This is a genomic window from Terrabacter tumescens (genome assembly GCF_014646815.1).
Lineage (GTDB): Bacteria > Actinomycetota > Actinomycetes > Actinomycetales > Dermatophilaceae > Terrabacter > Terrabacter tumescens.
The window spans coordinates 489,088-506,559 of sequence record NZ_BMNZ01000003.1 but is presented as its reverse complement, the minus strand read 5'-3'; the positions used below and the strand labels follow the sequence as shown (position 1 = coordinate 506,559).

Below are 17,472 nucleotides of genomic sequence, written 5' to 3'. Positions count from 1 at the left end.
TCGTGTCGGGGTGCGTGCCAGAACGTGCTGACCTCAGGGGGTGAGGACGACCTTGAGGCACTCGTCCTGCTTCTCCTGGAAGATGCGGTAGTAGTCCGGGGCATCCGAGAGGCTGCCGTGGTGCGTGGCGAAGCCCTCGAGCCCGAGCACGTCCGCGTCCCCCCGCACGATGTCGAGCAGCTCGTCGCTCCAGCGCCGCACGTGGCACTGGCCCATGCGGACCGTGAGCCCCTTGTCGAAGAGCTCCATCATCGGCATCGGGTCGGCCATGCCCCCGTAGACGCCGCTGATCGACAGGGTGCCGCCCCGACGTACGGCGGCGATCGCGGTGTGCAGCGCGGCGAGCCGGTCGATGCCGAACCGCTCGATGGCCTGCCGGGCGACCGGCTTGGGCAGCCTGCTTGCAGCACCGATGACCTTCTCCGACACGGGGTTGCCGTGGGCCTCCATGCCGACGGCGTCGATGACGCCGTCCGCGCCACGACCCTCGGTGAGCTCGAGGACGGCAGCGGCGACGTCGGTGTCGGACGCGTCGAGGACCTCGGCACCGGCGGCGCGGGCCGTCTCGATGCGGTCGGCCACGAGGTCGACACCGATCACCCGGCCCACTCCCCGGTGGAGGGCTGAGCGGACGGCGAGCTGCCCGACGGGACCCAGCCCGAGGACCACCAACGTGTCGTTGCCGTTGACGTCGGCGTAGTCGACGGCCTGCCAGGCGGTGGGCAGGATGTCCGACAGGTAGAGGAAGCGCTCGTCGGGCATCTCCTCCGGCACGACGATGGGACCGAAGTCGGCGTGCGGGACCCGGACGTACTCCGCCTGCCCGCCCGGCACGGAGCCGTAGAGGCTGGTGTACCCGAAGAGGCTGGCGCCCTTGCCGGTCCTGGTGTTCTGCGTCGTCTCGCACTGGGCGAAGAGACCGCGCTGGCACATCCAGCATCGCCCGCAGGAGATGTTGAAGGGCACGACGACCCGGTCCCCGACCGCGAGGGTGGCGACGTCAGGCCCGACCTCCTCGACGATGCCCATGAACTCGTGTCCGAGGACGTCACCCGGCTGGAGGTAGGGCGCCAGCACGCCGTAGAGGTGCAGGTCCGATCCGCAGATCGCGGTCGAGGTGACACGCACGACGGCGTCGGTGGTGTCAGTGATGACGGGGTCGGGTACGTCGGTGATGCGGACGTCCTCGAGGCCGTGCCAGGTGAGTGCCTTCATGTGCTGGGTCCTACCCATGGGCGGTGCGAGGAAAACAACGAGGAGGCAGCATGCACACCCCCGACGGACCACCGGACGGTGCGACCGCGCGCCAGGACCCCAGCAGTCCTGTCGCGACGTGGGATCACCCCGACGCGGAGCCGCACGAGCTGCCTGTCGCCGTGGTGCTCGGCGGTTCTCGAGGCCTCGGCCTGCTCGTCGCCGAGGAGCTGCTGTCCCGAGGTCATCACGTGGTCGTCGCCGCACGTGACGACGGCGAGCTCGAGGAGGCGGCCACGGTGCTGCGCGGGCGGGGCGGCGCGGTGTCGGTCGAGCGGTGCGACGTGCGCGATCGTCACGACGTGGGCGACCTCGTCGGCCGGGTCGAGCACACGGTCGGGCCGATCGAGGTGCTCGTCACAGTGGCAGGTGTCATCCAGGCCGCGCCCCTCGAGTCGCTCGTCATGCACGAGTTCGAGGACGCCATGGACACCATGGCGTGGGGACCCATCCACGCCGCGATGACGGTGCTGCCGCACATGCGTCGCCGCGGACACGGCCGCATCGGCACGGTGACCTCCATCGGCGGCATGGTGTCGCCGCCGCACCTGCTGCCCTATGCCACGGCCAAGTTCGCCGCCGTGGGCTTCTCCGACGGCCTCGCCGCGGCGCTCAGCGGCACGGGCGTCACGGCCACGACCGTCGTTCCGGGGCTGATGCGCACCGGTGGGCACGAGCACGCGCGCTTCGGCGGAGACGCCGCCGCGGAGTACGCCTGGTTCGCGCCGGCCGCCTCGTTGCCGCTCCTGTCCGTCGACGCCGAACGCGCAGCCCGGAGGATCGTCGACGCCGTGCTCGCCGGACGGCCGATGGTCGTGCTCACCCCGCTCGCGTGGATCGGCATCCGTGTCCGCGGTCTCGCTCCGGCGACCACGACGCGGGTGCTCGGCCTGGCCGGGCGTCTGCTGCCCGACGCCCCGGGGCGGGAGGGCGCTCGAACGTCGTCGGGGCGCGAGGCGCGACGCCGTCTGGGCTCGACCCTCGTCGACCGGCTCACCGTCCTGGGCGACCGGGCCGCACGTCGCAATCTCGAGTGACCGGCGACGAGGCCGTCAAAGGACCGGGTCCTCGTCCGGACGCGCGACGAGCAGCCAGCGGTAGCCGTAGGGTCCGAGGTCGAGCTCGACGCCGCCCGACCCATCGAGCGTGATGTCGCTGCCCTCGCCGAGCACGTCGACGAGGCGGGCGCCCTCCGGCACGTCGGGAACGGTGAGGGGGACGATGACACCGTCCTCGCCGAGGTTGTGGACCGCGAGCATGGCCCAGTCCTCGCACCGGCTGACGTGCGCCAGGACCGAGGGGACCGCGTGGTCGAGCACCTCGACGGTCGCCCAGCCGCTCTGGGGCAGCTGTCGGTAGCGTCGCGCGAGGGCGCGGACGAACCACCAGAGCGAGTCGGGGTCCTTGCGCTGGTCGGCGACGTTGACGTGCTCGGGCCCCCAGACGCCGCCCGGCATCGGTCGCGTCAGCCGTTGCGGCGGCGCCGAGGAGAACCCTCCGCTCGGCGCGGGCGTCCACTGCATCGGTGTGCGCACGGCCAGCCGGCCCGGCACGTCGAGGTTCTCACCCATGCCGATCTCCTCGCCGTAGAAGAGGACCGGGGTGCCGGGCAGGGAGAAGACCAGGGAGTAGGCGAGGCGCAGGCGGCGCTCGTCCCCGCTGACCATCGGCGGCAGCCGCCTTCGCAGACCGCGTCCGTACAGCTGCATGTCGGGGTCGGGTCCGAACGCGGCGAAGACCTCCCGTCGCTCCGTGGTCGACAGCTTGTCGAGCGTCAGCTCGTCGTGGTTGCGCACGAAGGTCGCCCACTGGCTGGTGACGTCGAGCGCGGGCCGCTCCCGAAGCGCCTCCGCGAGCGGGCGGGCGTCGCCGCGGGCGAGCGAGAGGTAGAAGCGCTGCATGCCGATGAAGTCGAACTGCATGTTGAGGCCGTCACCGTCGTCGCCGCCGAAGAAGCGGCGCTGGTCGGGGTAGGGCAGGTTGACCTCGCCGAGGAGCACCGCGTCCCCCAGGCGCCGCGTCACGAACGATCGCACGTCGCCGAGGTAGCGGTCCGGGTTGAAGGCCTCGGCCTCGGCGTCCTCGACGCCGGGCACCCCGTCGCGCGCGAACAGGAACGGCACCGCGTCCACCCGGAAGCCCGACACCCCGAGGGCCAGCCAGAAGCCGAGCGTGCGCGAGATCTCTTCCTGGACAGCCGGATTGGCCACGTTGAGGTCCGGCTGGTGCTTGTAGAAGTGGTGGAGGTAGTAGTCACCCGTCTTCTCGTCACGCTCCCAGATGCTGTCCTCCTCGTCGGGGAAGACGACATCCTTCTTGCTCGACCTCGGCCGGGTGCGGCTCCAGACGTAGTAGTCACGGTAGGGGTCCTCGCGGCTGCGGCGGGCGGACCGGAACCAGGGGTGGTGGTCGGACGTGTGGTTCATGACGAAGTCGACGATGATCCGGATGCCGTGAGCCCTGGCGGTGCGCACGAGCTCGACGAAGTCGCCCAGCGTCCCGAGCTCGGGGTCGACCCCGAAGAAGTCCGTGATGTCGTAGCCGTCGTCCTTGCGGGCCGTCGGGTAGAAGGGCATGAGCCAGAGGCAGGTCACCCCGAGGTCGGCGAGGTACTCGATGCGGTCCGTCATGCCGCGCAGGTCGCCGATGCCGTCGCCGTTCGAGTCCGAGAACGTCTGCACGTCGGCGCAGTAGACGACCGCGTTCTTCCACCAGACGTCCCCGGTGTCGCTCATCCTCATGGCGCAGACCTCTCTCCCGCTCTTCGGTGGATCACCCCCGCGACAGGCAAGCGCACCTCGGCTCGCGCGTCAACGCCCCGTCTGGCCGCTGCCTCCGGCACGACTGGGTACGTGCCGGGGACGACGTACCCGATGCCAGGAGGATTCCGTGGCCCTGACCGCCCTCGCGCTCAACTGCACGCTCAGCCGCACGCCCGCCGACTCGAGCACGGAGCTGCTCGCGCAGCAGGTGCTCGACGCCCTGGGCGAGCACGGCGTGACCGGTTCGATGGTCCGGGTCGTCGACCACGACGTGCGCCCGGGTGTCGAGCTCGACATGGGTGACGGAGACGCCTGGCCGACGCTTCGTGAGCGGGTCATCGCCAGCGACATCCTCGTCCTCGCCACGCCGACCTGGCTCGGCCAGCACAGCAGCGTCTGCCAGCGCGTCCTCGAACGGCTCGACGCAGAGCTGTCCGAGAAGGACGAGCACGGTCGACTGCTGACCTACGGCAAGGTCGCTGTCGCGGTCGTCGTCGGCAACGAGGACGGGGCGCACCACGTCAGCGCGGTCCTCTTCCAGTCGCTCGACGACGTCGGCTTCACCATCCCGGCCGGAGGCGTCACGTACTGGAACGGGGAGGCGATGCACGGCACCGACTACAAGGACCTCGCGTCGACGCCCGATGCCGTGACCAGCACCACCCGCACCCTCGCGGCCAACGCAGCTCACCTGGCCGGGCTCCTGGCCGGAAGCCCTTATCCGCCGTCCGACGAGGACTGACGGCCGGGTCCCGTCGGTGCCGTCCAGGCGGCCACCGCTCCGGTCGTGCGCAGCTGGTCCACGATCGCTGCCGTGAGCAGCGCGTGGCCGGTGGCGTTGGGGTGGTCCCCGTCGTCGAGCAGGTCCTGCGTCGGGTCACGCGTGCCGGTCGGACCCTTGAGCGGGGTGTAGGCGTCGACGTAGACGGTGCCGGTCGCCGCCGCCACCTGCTGGACGGTGGTGTTGACGAGCCGGGTCAGCTCGTCGCTGCCGAGCACGAAGTCCTCTCCGAGCGCACGGCCCACCGAGCCGTCGACGGTGACGTTCCAGTAGCCGAGGAGGGCGATGCGCAGATCGGGCCGGTGGTCGACGCTCCTGATGCCCGCGATGATCCGGGTGAGCCCGTCGCGCAGACCGGCGATGGTCGAGGACCAGCACGTCGATCCCGCCGCGGGGAAGCAGCCCTGGTCGTCGACCCGGTCGAGGTCGAAGTCGTTGGCACCCACCTCGACGAGGACGAGGTCGGCGCCGGCCAGATGGACCTGCGTGGTCGCCGACATCAGGTCACCCTCGACGTCAGCCGTCGTCCACCCACCCGTCGCGTCGTTGTGCACCATCCAGGTGCGCCCGGTCAGCTCGCCGAGCCGGCGGCCGACCTGCTCGACGTAGCCGGCGCAGCCGCAGGGGCCCGCCGACGGGACGGAGTCGCCGAGGCCGACGAGGGTCAGGGGGCCGGACGGGCTGGGCGGCGCCTTCGACGAGTGGCCGGTGGCGGTGCGTGGGGCGCTCGGGTCCGCCTGTGTCGCAGTCGATCCCGTCGGAGCGCCGGGGCCACCGGCCGACGGTGCCGATCCGAGGCCGGCCACGGCACCGCTGAGCACCAGCGCCACGAGGACGGCGACGCCTAGGAGCGCCGCGACCACGTGCCGGGGGCGACGGCGGACCGAGCGCACGACGTGACGTGCGGCGGACGGCATACGCCCCCTGTCCTCAGGCACGGAAGCCCGGCAGCGTCTGCCCCAGCCACGCGACGGCCGCGGGGACGTAGGGCGTGAAGACCGAGTCGCGGTGGCCTCCGTGGGCGAGGACGGTGCCCGTGACGTCGAGCGGCGGCCGCGCCACGCTGAGGAACTTCGAGGTCGTGGGGTACGACAGCGCGTCCTCGCGCGAGGTCAGCACCCACATCGCGACCGGCGGGGGCGCCGCGTGCGCCATGGTGACGAGGTCATAGCCACGCTCCGCCTGCGTCGTCAGGGGGTCGTAGGCCGCGCTGAAGTCGGGGCGGAAGTAGCCGAGCAGCACGATGGCGGCCCCGAAGACATCGGGGTGGCGCATCGAGAGCGATGCCGCGCACCAGCCGCCGTAGGAGTAGCCGAAGGTGGCCCACGAAGACCTCGCCCGCTGCACCCGGAAGTGCCGTGCGGTCCAGGAGGGGATGTCGCGCGCGAGCCACGTGTCGGTCTGCGGCTGGCCGGCGCCCCCGTTGACGCACTCCGTGTCGAGGCCTGCGGGCGTGTCGATGCGCGGGACGACGACGATGGAGGGTGCGAGCCGGTGCTCGGCGGTGAGCGTGTCGATGGTGCTGAGGAAGTTGAGGCGGACGAATCCCCTTGGCCCGCTTGGGAAGCCGTGCAGACCGACGATGACGGGGTACGCGTGGGGGGACTTCGGGTCGTAGTTGGCGGGCAGGTAGACGAAGACCTGGCCCTCGGCGTTGGACCGCTTGTCGACGACGGTGTAGTTCTGCAGTCGTGCCCCCGGCTGGGGGAGCGGCGGCAACGACGTCGGTGTCGTCAGGCCCTGGAAGCCGGGGCCCTTCACCGGCGCGGCGACGGCCTCGTGCGTCGTCCCGCCGTGGTGCACCTGCACGGAGGCCGAGCGCGAGCCGAAGAGGTCGCCCCAGCTGGAGTAGAAGAGGTACTGGTCGTTGAGCGCCGCACCGGCGAGGGCGAGGACGAGCAGGTTGAGCAGCACGACCTGCACGCCACGGATGACGGCACGCACGACGTGGTTGCCCCAAGGCGGGAGCCCGACCACGACGAGCACGAACACGACGAGGGCGAGGGCGCCGAGGAGCACGAGGAGGCTGGTGTCGGTCAGCTCCATGCCGGGCTCGCCTCACGCTCGGACGCGGTCGACGGGATCGGCCGCACGAAGGGGAAGGTCAGCACCGAGCGGATCGGGCTGTTCGTCAGGAGCATGACGAGACGGTCGACGCCGAGGCCGAGGCCACCCGTCGGTGGCATGCCCAGCTCGAGCGCGTGGAGGAAGTCCTCGTCGACCTCCATCGCCTCCGGGTCGCCCGCGGCCGCCTTGAGCGACTGCTCGGTCAGGCGCGCCCGCTGGTCGACGGGGTCGGTCAGCTCGCTGTATGCCGTGCCGACCTCCATCCCCGCAACGACGAGGTCCCAGCGTTCGACGAGTCCTGCCTCCGTCCGGTGCGGCCGGGTCAGCGGTGAGGTCTCGACGGGGAAGTCGGTGTAGAAGGTGGGCAGCAGCGTCGTGGGCTCGACGAGCTCGGAGTAGAGCTCCTCGATGACCGCGCCGGCGCGCATCTCGGGTCGCACGGCCACGTGGTGCTCCTCGGCCAGCCCGAGGAGCACGTCCATGTCGGTGTCGAGGCCGATCCGCCGCCCGACCGCTTCCGACACGGCGTCGAGGACCGGCACGACCGGCCACTCGCCGCTGATGTCGACGAGCGAGACCCCGGCGTCCCTGGAGTCCAGGGAGTCCCTGATGCCCCTGAGGTCCCTGGAGTCCCCGGCGTCCCCGCCCGTGGGGGCCCCGAGCCCCCCGCGGACGGAGCCCGGCCCGGGCAGGGGGAGCGCCTCCCGGCCGTGGACGGACCGGGCCGCCTCGCGGACGAGCCGTTCGGTGAGGTGGCGCATGACGGTGTAGTCGGCGTGCGGCTGGTACACCTCGAGCGAGGTGAACTCCGGGTTGTGCGTGGCGTCCGCCCCCTCGTTGCGGAAGTTGCGGCCGAGCTCGAAGACCGGCCCGAGACCGGCGACCAGGAGGCGCTTGAGGTGTAGCTCAGGTGCGATCCGCAGCGAGAGGTCCGTGCCGTAGGCGTTGATGAAGGTCCGGAACGGTCGGGCGCTGGCGCCGCCGTGGGTCGTGTGCAGCATGGGCGTCTCCACCTCGAGGAAGCCGGCGTCGGTGAGGGTCCTGCGGATCGAGGCGACGACCGCCGACCGGCGACGCAGCAGGTCGACGTCGCGGGGGTGCACGAGCAGGTCGGTCGAGCGACGACGGGCCCGGGTGGCCGGGTCGTCGAAGGCGCGGAAGGGGACCGGGTGCAGGGACTTGGCCTCCATGCGCCACGTCTGAACGAGAAGACTGCGGGTGCCCGAGCGGGATCGGCCGAGCGAGCCGTCGACGCGCACGAGGTCGCCGATGTCGACGAAGGTCGTGAACTGCCTGAGGCACTCGTCCCCGACCCGGGCCGCGTCGAGGAGCACCTGCAGGGTGGCCTCGCCCTCGACGAGGGTGGCGAAGACGACGCCGCCGTGGTTGCGCACCTGCCGCACCCGTGCCACGACGGAGACGGCTCCCGGGCCGTGCCCCTGCTGCCCGCCGAGGTCGGCGAGGGCGGTGGTGGTGACCGAGGCCGCGCCGACGGGGTAGGCGTCGAGACCGGCCTCGCGCATCCGGTCGAGGGTGGCGAGCCGGTGCCGGAACTGGTCGGAGCGCCGTGGTCCCAGCGCCTCGACGTCGACGGAGGCGGCGGCCGCGGTCACCGCGGCGGCCCGGGCCAGGTGGTCGGCGTCGAGCTCGGCCGGCGCCCCGTGCAGGGACGGGTAGCGGATGAAGCCCTCGGCCGCTCCGGCCGCGACGGCCACCTGCGGCAGTGAGACCGCGTCGTCGTAGCAGAGGAAGCGCGGCTCCCACGCCGGCTCGTACTTCTCGTTCGAGCGGTAGAGCCGCTCGAGCTGCCAGATCCGGTCGAAGAGCCCGAGCACCGACGCCCCGACGCGGGTCAGCGACCGCGAGCCCAGGCGCTCGGCGTCCTCGAAGACGCCTCGGAACATGCAGAAGTTCAGCGACACCCGGTGCAGGCCCAGGTCGCGGGATCGGTCCATGAGCTCGCTCACCATGAGCTCGGTGACGCCGTTGGGGGCATCGGGTGAGCGCCGCATGACGTCGAGGGAGACGCCCGAGCGGCCCCACGGCACGAGCGAGAGGATGCCCACGAGCGCCCCGTCCGGTCCATGGGCCGTGACGTGCAGGACGTCGGCGTCCGCGGGGTCGCCCGAGCGGCCGAGGGCCATGGAGAAGCCGCGGTCCGTCTCGCCACTGCGCCACGCCTCGGCGCGGTTGGTGAGCTCGGCGAGCTCGTCGGCGCCCAGCTCGCGCTGACGGCGCACCTGCACCTGGGTCCCGGCCCGAGTGGCCCGGGTGACCGAGTGCCGCACCGCCGACAGCGACGTGCGCCGCAGGTCGAAGCGCGTGGGATCGAGGATCGCCTCGTCGCCGAGGAGCAGCACGCGCATGCCGCCGGTCGCGGCATATGCCCTGGCACCCCGCTCGCTGGCGCCGAGCACCGCCGGCACCCAGCCGAACTCGCGGGCCTCGGCGCGCCAGGCCTCGATCGCCGGCTGCCAGCTGTCCGGGTGCCCGACGGGGTCGGCCGACGCGAGGGACACGCCGGCGACCACGCGGTAGGTCACGGCGGCCCGACCGTCGGGGGAGAAGACGGACGCCTTGTCGCGGCGCGTGGCGAAGTAGCCGAGCGAGTCGTCGGAGCCGTGCCGGGCGAGCAGGCCGCGCAGGGCCACCTCGCGGTCGGGCGACCAGCGACTGCGAGGCCGCGCCGACGCGAGGAAGAGGGTCACGGCCGCGAGGATCGTCAGGCCGGCGCAGACCGCCACGACCTCGACCACCCAGGGCGGCACCAGTGCGAGGGTGCGCCGGCTGACGCCGCCGAACACCGCGAGCACCGTGTCGACGAGCGGGTCGACCTGCGACCGTGGGGCGCCGACGGCGCCGAGCAACAGCCACGCCACACCGAGCGTCACCGCCGAGCCCACCGCGAGGGCGGCGATCGCCAGGCCCCACGAGCCCCGCTGCAACCGTCCGGTGAACTCGTGCCGGATCCGCCACAGCCACCACAGGGCAAGAGCCGCGACGACGGTCGAGATGATGTCGAGCCCGCGACCGAGGTCGCCACGGCTGACCCACATCCCGGTCCGGGGCAGCCGCGCCGCCGGGACGAGGGCGACGAAGCCGAGGTAGATCCCCAGCACCTGGAAGACGGCGACGAACCACAGCCCGATCCGCTTGCGGCCCAGCAGCGCCCGTGTGGCGAGAGCGAGCACGACGACGGAGACGAAGGTCGGGGCCACCGGCACGTTGAGCAGGCCGAAGAGGTCCTCGGCGAGCAGCGGGTGCGTCCGGCCCCGGGCCAGCAGGGTGAGCAGCAGCGCCACGAGGGTGGCGAGCGCGTAGAGGCCGGTGAGCAGTCGGGCGGGTCGGTGCGAGGCCGGCGCACGCAGTGTTCGGGTGCCCATGCGTCAGACGATGCCCTCGGCTGCTGGACGGTCGCTGGACGTCACCTGAGAACGAGCCCACAGCGGACGTCCAGCAGACGCTCAGGCTGGTGGTCAGGCTGTCGGCCTCGGGCGTATGGTCGCGCGCAACGGAGCGGGGCAGGCCCGCACGTCGTCGTCGACCACGACCCCTGCACCGGCTCGAGCTGTCAGAGCGCGGCGACGCCGCTTTTGACGTGGGGATGCTGGTCCGGGGGGCCTAGCGGGTCGGCGTCGACGCAGCGATGACGCGGGTCAGCGAGGCGTGCAGGGCCTGGAGCTCCTCGAGGTCCATGCCGAGGGTCGCCACGATCTGCGGCGGCACCTCGAGTGCCTGGTCGCGCAGCCGGCGTCCGCGCTCGGTGAGGGTGATGGCGAGGGCGCGCTCGTCGAGCGGGTGGCGGTCGCGCGTCACGAGTCCGGCGCCCTCGAGTCGCTTGAGCAGCGGTGACAGCGTGGCGGGCTCGAGGCTCAGCAGGCCTCCGATCTCGCGCACGGTCAGCGGCGAGCGCTCCCAGAGGGCGAGCATGACGAGGTACTGCGGGTGGGTCAGGCCCAGAGGCTCGAGGACGGGCCGGTAGAGCGCGATGACGTTGCGGGCGGCGACGGCGAGGGCGAAGCAGACCTGGCGGTCGAGCTTGAGCAGGTCGTCGGGCAGCGCGCCGGGCGACGTCTCGGTCGCCCTCGTCGGTGCCTGCGGCGGGCGGCTGGCGGCCAAGGCGGTGTCCTCCGTCTCCGGTGCGGTCTCGTTGCTGTGTACACTAACAGTTAGTGCACTAACGAAATCGAGGAGACATCGTGGCGCGTTCAGGGTCCAACCGTGGCCTGTCCATCGGCTACCGGATCGGCTACCGGCTGCGCCTCATCGGGCTCACGATCTTCGGCCCGGCGCAGCTCGGCGAGGGCAACGACCCCAAGGCCCGGCTCGAGCGCGAGCGCGCTGCCCGGGTGGCCAAGGCCGAGGCGGGCCGGCGCGCCGGCTGACGGGCCGCTCCTCGACTCCGGTCTGCTCCCGCGTGTCGTCGCCCGGGCTCTGGGTACGGGCCCGGGGACAGTGACTTCGAGTGAGGGAGAGACATGGGCGACCGCGTGGGACTTCTCGTCATGGCGGCCGTCGTCGTCCTGCTGGTGACGATCCTGGTGGTCATGCGACCACGTCGGCACGGCCGGGGCGACGCGGAGCACGAGACCCTGAACCCCGATGTCGAGGCTGCGGGTGGTGGGCCGGTGGGGCCGCCCGACACCGACCGACTCGTCGGCAACCCGCCCACCGACACGCTCTCGGCCTCGGGTGACGACAGCGCCGTCGCCGGCGCGGGGGCCGGCGGCTGGACCGCCGACGCGCGCGACCCGCTGCGAGCGCGACCCAACGACGTGGGCGGCTCACCCGACCAGTCCTGACCTCGGGCCCTTTCGCGTCCGGATCCGCCTGCACGGGAGTACCGTCGAGTCAGGGCGGACCGGACCCGGGAGGTTGCCATGGGTGATCGTGTAGGACTCTTCGTCATGCTGGCGGTGGTCGTGATCCTCGTGATCGGACTCGTCATCGTGGGTCCGCGGCACGCGCGCAAGGGGCGCGACACGAGCGAGTCGTTGAACTCCCACCGCGACGACACCGAGCGGGCCAGGCGCGACCACCCCGAGGGCGCGGAACGCTCCCACCTCGTGGGCAACCCGCCCGTCGACACCATCACGGCCGACGGCTGGGGAGTGGCGCGGCCGGGTGAGGGCGCCGAGCCCGAGGAGCTGCCGGAGGACGTCCACCCGGAGCTGCACGAGGACCGCGCGCACCGTCGCCGCCGCTAGGGCGCCGAGCAGACGTCACTCCCGACCGAGGCGCCAGACCGTGGTGCTCTCGTAACGGTCGCCGGCGCGCAGGACCGCCGACGGGAAGCCGGGGTGGTTGGGCGCGTCGGGAAAGGCCTGTGTCTCCAAGGCGATTCCCGCCCGGGGGCCGTAAGCCGTGCCGGACGTCCCGACGACCGTGCCGTCGAAGTGGGCACCGGTGTAGACCTGCACGCCCGGCTGGTCGCTCCGGACCTCGAGCGTGCGTCCCGAGGTCCCGTGGAGGGTCGCCACGTGGCGCAGGCCCACTCCGTCCACGATGAAGTTGTGGTCGAGGCCCTGAGCGTGAGCGAGCTGCTCGTCCTCGCGGGCGAGCAGCTCGCCGATCGTCGTGGGCCGGCGCAGGTCGAACGGCGTGCCGCTCACGTCGCGGATCTCGCCCGTGGGGATGAGCCCGGCGTCCACCGGGGTGAACGCATCGGCCGACACGGTGAGCCGGTGCGCGTCGACGGGACCGCTGCTCTCGGCGTCGAGGTTGAAGTACGTGTGGTTGGTCAGGCTCACGACCGTGTCGGCGTCGGTCGTGGCGAGGTAGTCGAGGCGCACGACCCCGGGCTCGACGCTGTAGGTCACCGTGACGTCGAGCGTGCCGGGGAAGCCCTGGTCGCCCTCCGGGCTGCGCAGCGCGAAGGTCACGTGGCCCTCGTCCTGCTCGACCACCGTCCAGTCACGCCGGTCGAAGCCCTCGGCGCCGCCGTGCAGCGTGTTGCCGTTCTCGTTGGCGCTGAGCCGGTGCTGGACACCGTCGAGGGTGAAGCGCGCCCCGGCAAGGCGGTTGCCGTAGCGACCGATCGTCGCGCCGAGGTAGTCGCGGCCGCTGCCGTAGAGCGCCACGTCGTCGAAGCCGAGCACCACGTCGGTCTCGTCCTCCCCGTCCAGCAGGACGAGGCGACGGACGGCGGCTCCGGCCGTCACCACCTCGAGCCGCAGTCCGCCGGCGCGCAGCTGGATCGACGTGGGCGTAGTGGGGGACATGCGGCGCTCCAGAGGGGTGTCGGTCGCGACCCGCGCGAGCGGCCGCACCGTGTATCCGGTGCGACCGCCCGCCGGCCGGCGGTTCAGCTGAGGAAGAAGGTCGACTTCGAGCCCGAGGCGGGGCCCGTGACGAGACGACCCTTGTCGTGGCGAAGGTACGACCCGGGCGATGCCACCGACCGCAGTGACACGCCCCTGGGGTTCGCGAGGCCCGGGAGGCGCTGGAAGCTCGCCTCGGCGGCATACGTCCCTGTGGTCTCGACGGGGTCGATGCGCAGCCCGGTGCTCGTGACACGGACGTAGCGGTCCGGATAGTTCACCGACTGCAGCGAGACGGTGTCACCGCCGGAATGCCCGGAGACGAAACGGAACTGGCTGTCGGCGAGCTCCCGGACGTCCGCGTCGACGCGCAGCTCGTAGGCGAAGTGCCGCACGAACGACGAGGACGAGTCCGCCGGGGAGAGCCGCACGATCGGGCCGCCGACGCCGACCGGGACGCCGAACAGCGGGGTGCCGTCGGGGTGCCAGTAGAGCCGCTGCGCCCGCGCGTGCCGGTTGGGGTCGTAGAGCGGGTCGCCGACGATGTCCTTGTAGTCGCGGGCGTGGAAGACCATGACGTCCGTGACTCCGTCCTCGGCCACGGTGAAGCTGTTGTGGCCCGGGCCGTACTGGTGCGTCTGCTCGTTCGTCGTGAAGACCGGGTCGGCGGACTTGCTCCAGGAGCGCGCGTCGAGAAGGTCGGCCCGGGCATCGGCGGTGAGCAGACCCATGCAGTAGCGGGAGTCGGTCGCGCTGGCCGAGAAGGTGATGAAGACCCTACCGTTCCGCACGAGCACCGCAGGGCCCTCGTTGACCTTGTAGCCCTGCACCTCCCACGACTTCGTCGGCGTCGCGATCCGCACCGGCGCCGTCGCCAGGGCGAAGGGCGAGGCCATCTCGGCGATGTAGAGGCTCGTGTTGACGGCGATCTCCGGCTCGCTCTGGGCCCAGACGAGGTAGCGGCGACCGAGGTGCTCGAACGTCGTCGAGTCGAGGGCGAAGGACAGCCACGGCGTGACGATCATCCGGGGCGCGCTCCAGCCCGAGGGCTCGCGGGGGTCGGCCAGTGCCGACTCCATGACGTACATCCGGATGTTGAAGACGTTGCCCGCGTCTCCGGCCGCGAAGTAGATGTACCAGCGGCCGTCGATGCGGTGCAGCTCCGGCGCCCAGATGTGACCGCCCATCTGCCCCGTGCTCGGTCGGCGCCAGACGACCGACTCCGGTGCCGCGCCGAGCCCGGCGATGGTGCTCGAGCCGCGCACGATGATGCGGTCGTACTCCGGCACCGACCCGGTGAAGTAGTACGTGCCGTCCACGGGCAGGGTGACGAAGGGGTCGGCCCGCTGCCACACGAGGGGGCTGACGGTGGGGGCGCCGTAGACCTGCGCATCCGTCGGCGATGCGGTCGGTGCCGCGAGCGCCTGTCCGGTCAGTCCCGGCAGCATGAGTCCGCTTGCGGCGAGGCCGAACCCGCTGATACCGCCTGCCAGCAGCCTGCGACGTGAGAGTGAGTGGGTCATGTCGTGCTCCTACTTCATCTGGACTCGGAGGAACGTCACCGAGTTCGGCTCGAAGGTGCGGGTGAAGGTCGAGTCGATGCCCTTGACGGTCGTCGTGACCGGGGCGATCGGCTGGGCGGTGCGGGTGTTCTGCGCCTCGGGGTCTCCGGAGATGACCGTCATCTCAGCCTTGCCCATGACCCGGGCGCCGTGCAGGTCGACCGTGGTGAGGGCGGGGGCGTCCTGGGCGTTGACGACCTTGACGATGAGCTGGTGGTGCGCGACGTCGCGAGTGACGACCTGGGCGAACGGCTCGGTCACGGCGTCGTCGCGGAAGCTGCCCCAGAGGACGCCGTCGAGGTAGAGCTCGACCTGCCCGCCACGGATCTTGACCATGACGTCGTAGGTGCGGCCGGTCTCGATGGTGTTGGGCTTGGCCAGGAGCGTCTGCTTCGCGCCCCCGACGGCCTTCTCCACCGCGCCCTGGGTGTTGTTCCAGCCGCCGAGGTTCCACCAGTAGTAGTTCCCCGTGTCCTTGACACCGAAGCCGATGAGGAAGCCTTCCGCACCAGCGGTCTTCGTCGCCTTCAGGTGCAGGTCGTAGTCGTGCCAGCTGACGTCGCCGGCGCGCACGAGCGTGTCCTGCGCGCCGGTGTCGGACTGGACGTAGGCGCCGTTCTGCACCGACCACGCGCCGCGTCCCGCGAGCGGCGTCCACTTCGACGCGTCGCCCGAGAAGTCGTCGGCGAAGAGCTGGCCGCCGTCGGCGCCCGTCACGGTGACGTCGTCGAAGCTGGCGGCGGTCGCCCAGGTCGAGAGCCCGATGGCGCCGGTGATCGGCTTGGCCTGCGCCACGGAACCCGTCGCGGTGCTCGGGACGACCTGGTTGCCGACGTTGTTCATGAACAGCTTCTGCATCTCATAGCTCGTCGAGCCCCACGAGGCCGCGTTGTCGAACCAGATCATGTCCGGCTTCCACTGGACGTAGTCGACGTTGGAGAGCAGCGGGGCGTACGACGCCATCTTGACGACATCGGCGTTGCGCTCGAGCCCGGTCATGTAGGCGGCCTCGGCGAGCGAGTTGCGCAGCTTGTTGTCGAGCGAGGCGTACTCACCGAGGAAGACCTTCGGCCCCTGTCGGTCGTAGCCGTCGTAGCGCTTGTTGTTCTGCAGGAACCAGTCCGGGCTGTTGTAGTAGTGCTCGTCGAGCATCGCGGTGCCGTGGGCCTTGTTGAGGCTCCACAGCGTGTCGAAGGTCGAGCCTGTGTCGTCCGGGCCGGAGTTGGAGATGACGGTGACGTCGGGGTACTTCGCCCTGATCGCCGCCTCGAACTTCACGAAGTTGGCGAAGTAGGCGTCGGGCAGGTTCTCCTCGTTGCCGATGGCGACCCGCTTGAGCCCGAAGGGAGCCGGGTGGCCCATGGCGGCACGCTTGGCGCCCCACTCGCTGGTGGTGGGCCCGTTGGCGAACTCGATGAGGTCGAGCGCGTCCTGGATGTGCCGCTGCAACAGGGCGTCGTCGACGGTGGCGCGGTTCTGGCCGCACCCGGTGACGAGCGCCGGCAGGACGGGCACCGGCTGGGCCCCGATGTCCTCGGAGAACTGGAAGTACTCGTAGTAGCCGAGCCCGTAGGACTGGTTGTAGCCCCAGAAGTTCGAGTTCGTCGCGCGCTGCTCGACCGGCCCGATGGTGTCCTTCCACTGGTAGCTGCGGGCCCGCGGGTAGCTGTTCGCCGCGTCGTAGGAGTACATGCTGCCGGTGTTGACGAGGCAGCCGCCCGGGAAGCGGACGAAGCCGGGGTGCAGCGCGGCGATCTTGTCGGCGAGGTCCTTGCGCAGGCCGTTGGGCCGGTTCTTGTAGGTGTCGCGCGGGAAGAGCGAGACCATGTCGAGGCGCAGCGTGCCGGTGCCGCCGGCCTCGACGGCGATCCGCCCGGACGTCGTGGACGCCGTGGCGACGAAGGTGCCGGAGTACTTCGTCCACGTGTCGCCAGCGACGGCGACCGTCGCCGGCGAGGCGTATGCCGTCGTGCGGGCCGCGTCGCGCAGCGTGACGCTCAGCGGCGTGCCCGTGGGGGAGTCGGTGCGGGCCCAGACGCTGAAGTCGTACGTCGTGCCGGCCTCGAGACGGACGCCGGTGTTGTAGCCGGCGTTGCTGACGCCGAATGTGCCTCCGGTCGGGTTGGCCAGGGTGAGCCGCAGGTAGGTGCGGTTGCGCTCGCCCAGGCGCGCAGCGTCGTCGACGGTGGTCACGCTCCCGGTCCCACCGGCCGTGGCCGAGGTGGACCACGACGTGAGACCGGTGTAGCTGCGGTTGTCAGCCGGTGAGTACTCGAACGAGCGGTTCTGCACCAGCTCGGCATAGAGCCCGCCGTCGGCGGCGCGGTTGATGTCCTCGTAGAACACGCCGTACATCGACGGGTCGATGGACGGTCCCGTCGCCGAGGTGTCGACGGACACGGAGTAGGTCAGGGGCGCGGGGGTGGCAGCGGGGGTGGCAGCGGCGCCGGCGGCGTGAGCCGTCGGGAGGCCGGCGAGCAGACCGGCGCCGAGGACGCCGGTCGCCAGACCCGCCACGACGCGTGCATGCGTCATGGAAGAGGCCTTTCGTGGGGAGAGAAGGGGCGTTGGCACTGCTTCCGGGTGTCCTCCGCGCGTGGGGCGACACCGGTCCGGAGCAGCCCCGCTCACGAAAGTGAGCGTTAACATAGCACTTCGCCCATGACGGTCAAGCCTTCGAGAAAGATTCGGTCCGGGGGTTGACGGGGTGCGATGTTAACGCTCACACTCTTGCCTCAAGTGACCTGACGGTCACGGCGGACGAGGAGATCGGCCGCATCACGGCG

General features: G+C 71.5%; 14 protein-coding genes. 5 read left to right on the top strand and 9 right to left on the bottom strand.

The genetic code is table 11. The features are described 5' to 3' along the window. Positions 1-33 precede the first annotated feature (33 nt). A complete protein-coding gene (locus IEY30_RS09775; protein WP_030193980.1) occupies positions 34-1,215 on the bottom strand; it encodes a zinc-dependent alcohol dehydrogenase in 1,182 nt (393 codons plus the stop codon). A gap of 50 nt (positions 1,216-1,265) precedes the next feature. Here IEY30_RS09775 and IEY30_RS09770 point away from each other — a divergent pair, with 50 nt between their 5' ends. Then, a complete protein-coding gene (locus IEY30_RS09770) occupies positions 1,266-2,291 on the top strand; it encodes an SDR family NAD(P)-dependent oxidoreductase (RefSeq protein ID WP_081920328.1) in 1,026 nt (341 codons plus the stop codon). A gap of 15 nt (positions 2,292-2,306) precedes the next feature. Here the strand turns inward: IEY30_RS09770 and IEY30_RS09765 are convergent, their stop codons facing one another. Next, positions 2,307-3,995, bottom strand: a complete 1,689-nt coding sequence (locus tag IEY30_RS09765; RefSeq protein WP_030193985.1) for an alpha-amylase family protein — start codon at positions 3,993-3,995, stop codon at positions 2,307-2,309. Positions 3,996-4,143: 148 nt separating this feature from the next. On the opposite strand from IEY30_RS09765, the gene IEY30_RS09760 reads away from it, so the two are divergent. Continuing rightward, positions 4,144-4,758 (top strand): flavodoxin family protein, encoded by a 615-nt coding sequence (locus tag IEY30_RS09760; protein WP_030193988.1) that lies wholly within the window; start codon positions 4,144-4,146, stop codon positions 4,756-4,758. Here IEY30_RS09760 and IEY30_RS09755 read toward each other — a convergent pair. From IEY30_RS09755 to IEY30_RS09740, 4 genes are all read right to left on the bottom strand, one after another. After that, positions 4,734-5,714 (bottom strand): SGNH/GDSL hydrolase family protein, encoded by a 981-nt coding sequence (locus tag IEY30_RS09755; protein WP_030193991.1) that lies wholly within the window; start codon positions 5,712-5,714, stop codon positions 4,734-4,736. The two genes, IEY30_RS09760 and IEY30_RS09755, sit on opposite strands and share 25 nt — an antisense overlap. Before the next feature lie 13 nt (positions 5,715-5,727). Next, positions 5,728-6,843, bottom strand: coding sequence for an alpha/beta hydrolase (locus IEY30_RS09750; protein WP_030193994.1), 1,116 nt, complete (start codon positions 6,841-6,843; stop codon positions 5,728-5,730). Then, positions 6,834-10,247, bottom strand: coding sequence for a bifunctional lysylphosphatidylglycerol synthetase/lysine--tRNA ligase LysX (gene lysX / locus IEY30_RS09745; protein WP_030193997.1), 3,414 nt, complete (start codon positions 10,245-10,247; stop codon positions 6,834-6,836). The genes IEY30_RS09750 and lysX overlap by 10 nt, the downstream gene beginning before the upstream one ends. A gap of 238 nt (positions 10,248-10,485) precedes the next feature. Then, positions 10,486-10,923 carry a MarR family winged helix-turn-helix transcriptional regulator gene (locus IEY30_RS09740; RefSeq protein ID WP_030194000.1) on the bottom strand — a complete coding sequence of 146 codons (438 nt, stop codon included), beginning with the start codon at positions 10,921-10,923 and terminating at the stop codon, positions 10,486-10,488. Positions 10,924-11,063: 140 nt separating this feature from the next. Between IEY30_RS09740 and IEY30_RS09735 the strand changes: the two genes are divergently transcribed. From IEY30_RS09735 to IEY30_RS09725, 3 genes are all read left to right on the top strand, one after another. Beyond that, positions 11,064-11,249, top strand: coding sequence for a hypothetical protein (locus IEY30_RS09735; RefSeq protein ID WP_188960121.1), 186 nt, complete (start codon positions 11,064-11,066; stop codon positions 11,247-11,249). 93 nt (positions 11,250-11,342) lie between these two features. After that, a complete protein-coding gene (locus tag IEY30_RS09730) occupies positions 11,343-11,666 on the top strand; it encodes a hypothetical protein (protein ID WP_052358308.1) in 324 nt (107 codons plus the stop codon). Between the two features lie 78 nt (positions 11,667-11,744). After that, positions 11,745-12,071: a hypothetical protein gene (locus IEY30_RS09725; protein ID WP_030194007.1), complete on the top strand. Its 327-nt coding sequence runs from the start codon at positions 11,745-11,747 to the stop codon at positions 12,069-12,071. Between the two features lie 15 nt (positions 12,072-12,086). On the opposite strand, the gene IEY30_RS09720 is transcribed toward IEY30_RS09725, so the two are convergent. The 3 genes from IEY30_RS09720 to IEY30_RS09710 form a co-directional block, all read right to left on the bottom strand. Beyond that, positions 12,087-13,085, bottom strand: a complete 999-nt coding sequence (locus tag IEY30_RS09720) for an aldose epimerase family protein (protein ID WP_156035102.1) — start codon at positions 13,083-13,085, stop codon at positions 12,087-12,089. Positions 13,086-13,168: 83 nt separating this feature from the next. After that, positions 13,169-14,647 carry a family 43 glycosylhydrolase gene (locus IEY30_RS09715; protein WP_030194013.1) on the bottom strand — a complete coding sequence of 493 codons (1,479 nt, stop codon included), beginning with the start codon at positions 14,645-14,647 and terminating at the stop codon, positions 13,169-13,171. A gap of 9 nt (positions 14,648-14,656) precedes the next feature. Next, positions 14,657-17,221 (bottom strand): alpha-L-arabinofuranosidase family protein, encoded by a 2,565-nt coding sequence (locus IEY30_RS09710; RefSeq protein WP_030194016.1) that lies wholly within the window; start codon positions 17,219-17,221, stop codon positions 14,657-14,659. Between the last annotated feature and the right edge of the window lie 251 nt (positions 17,222-17,472).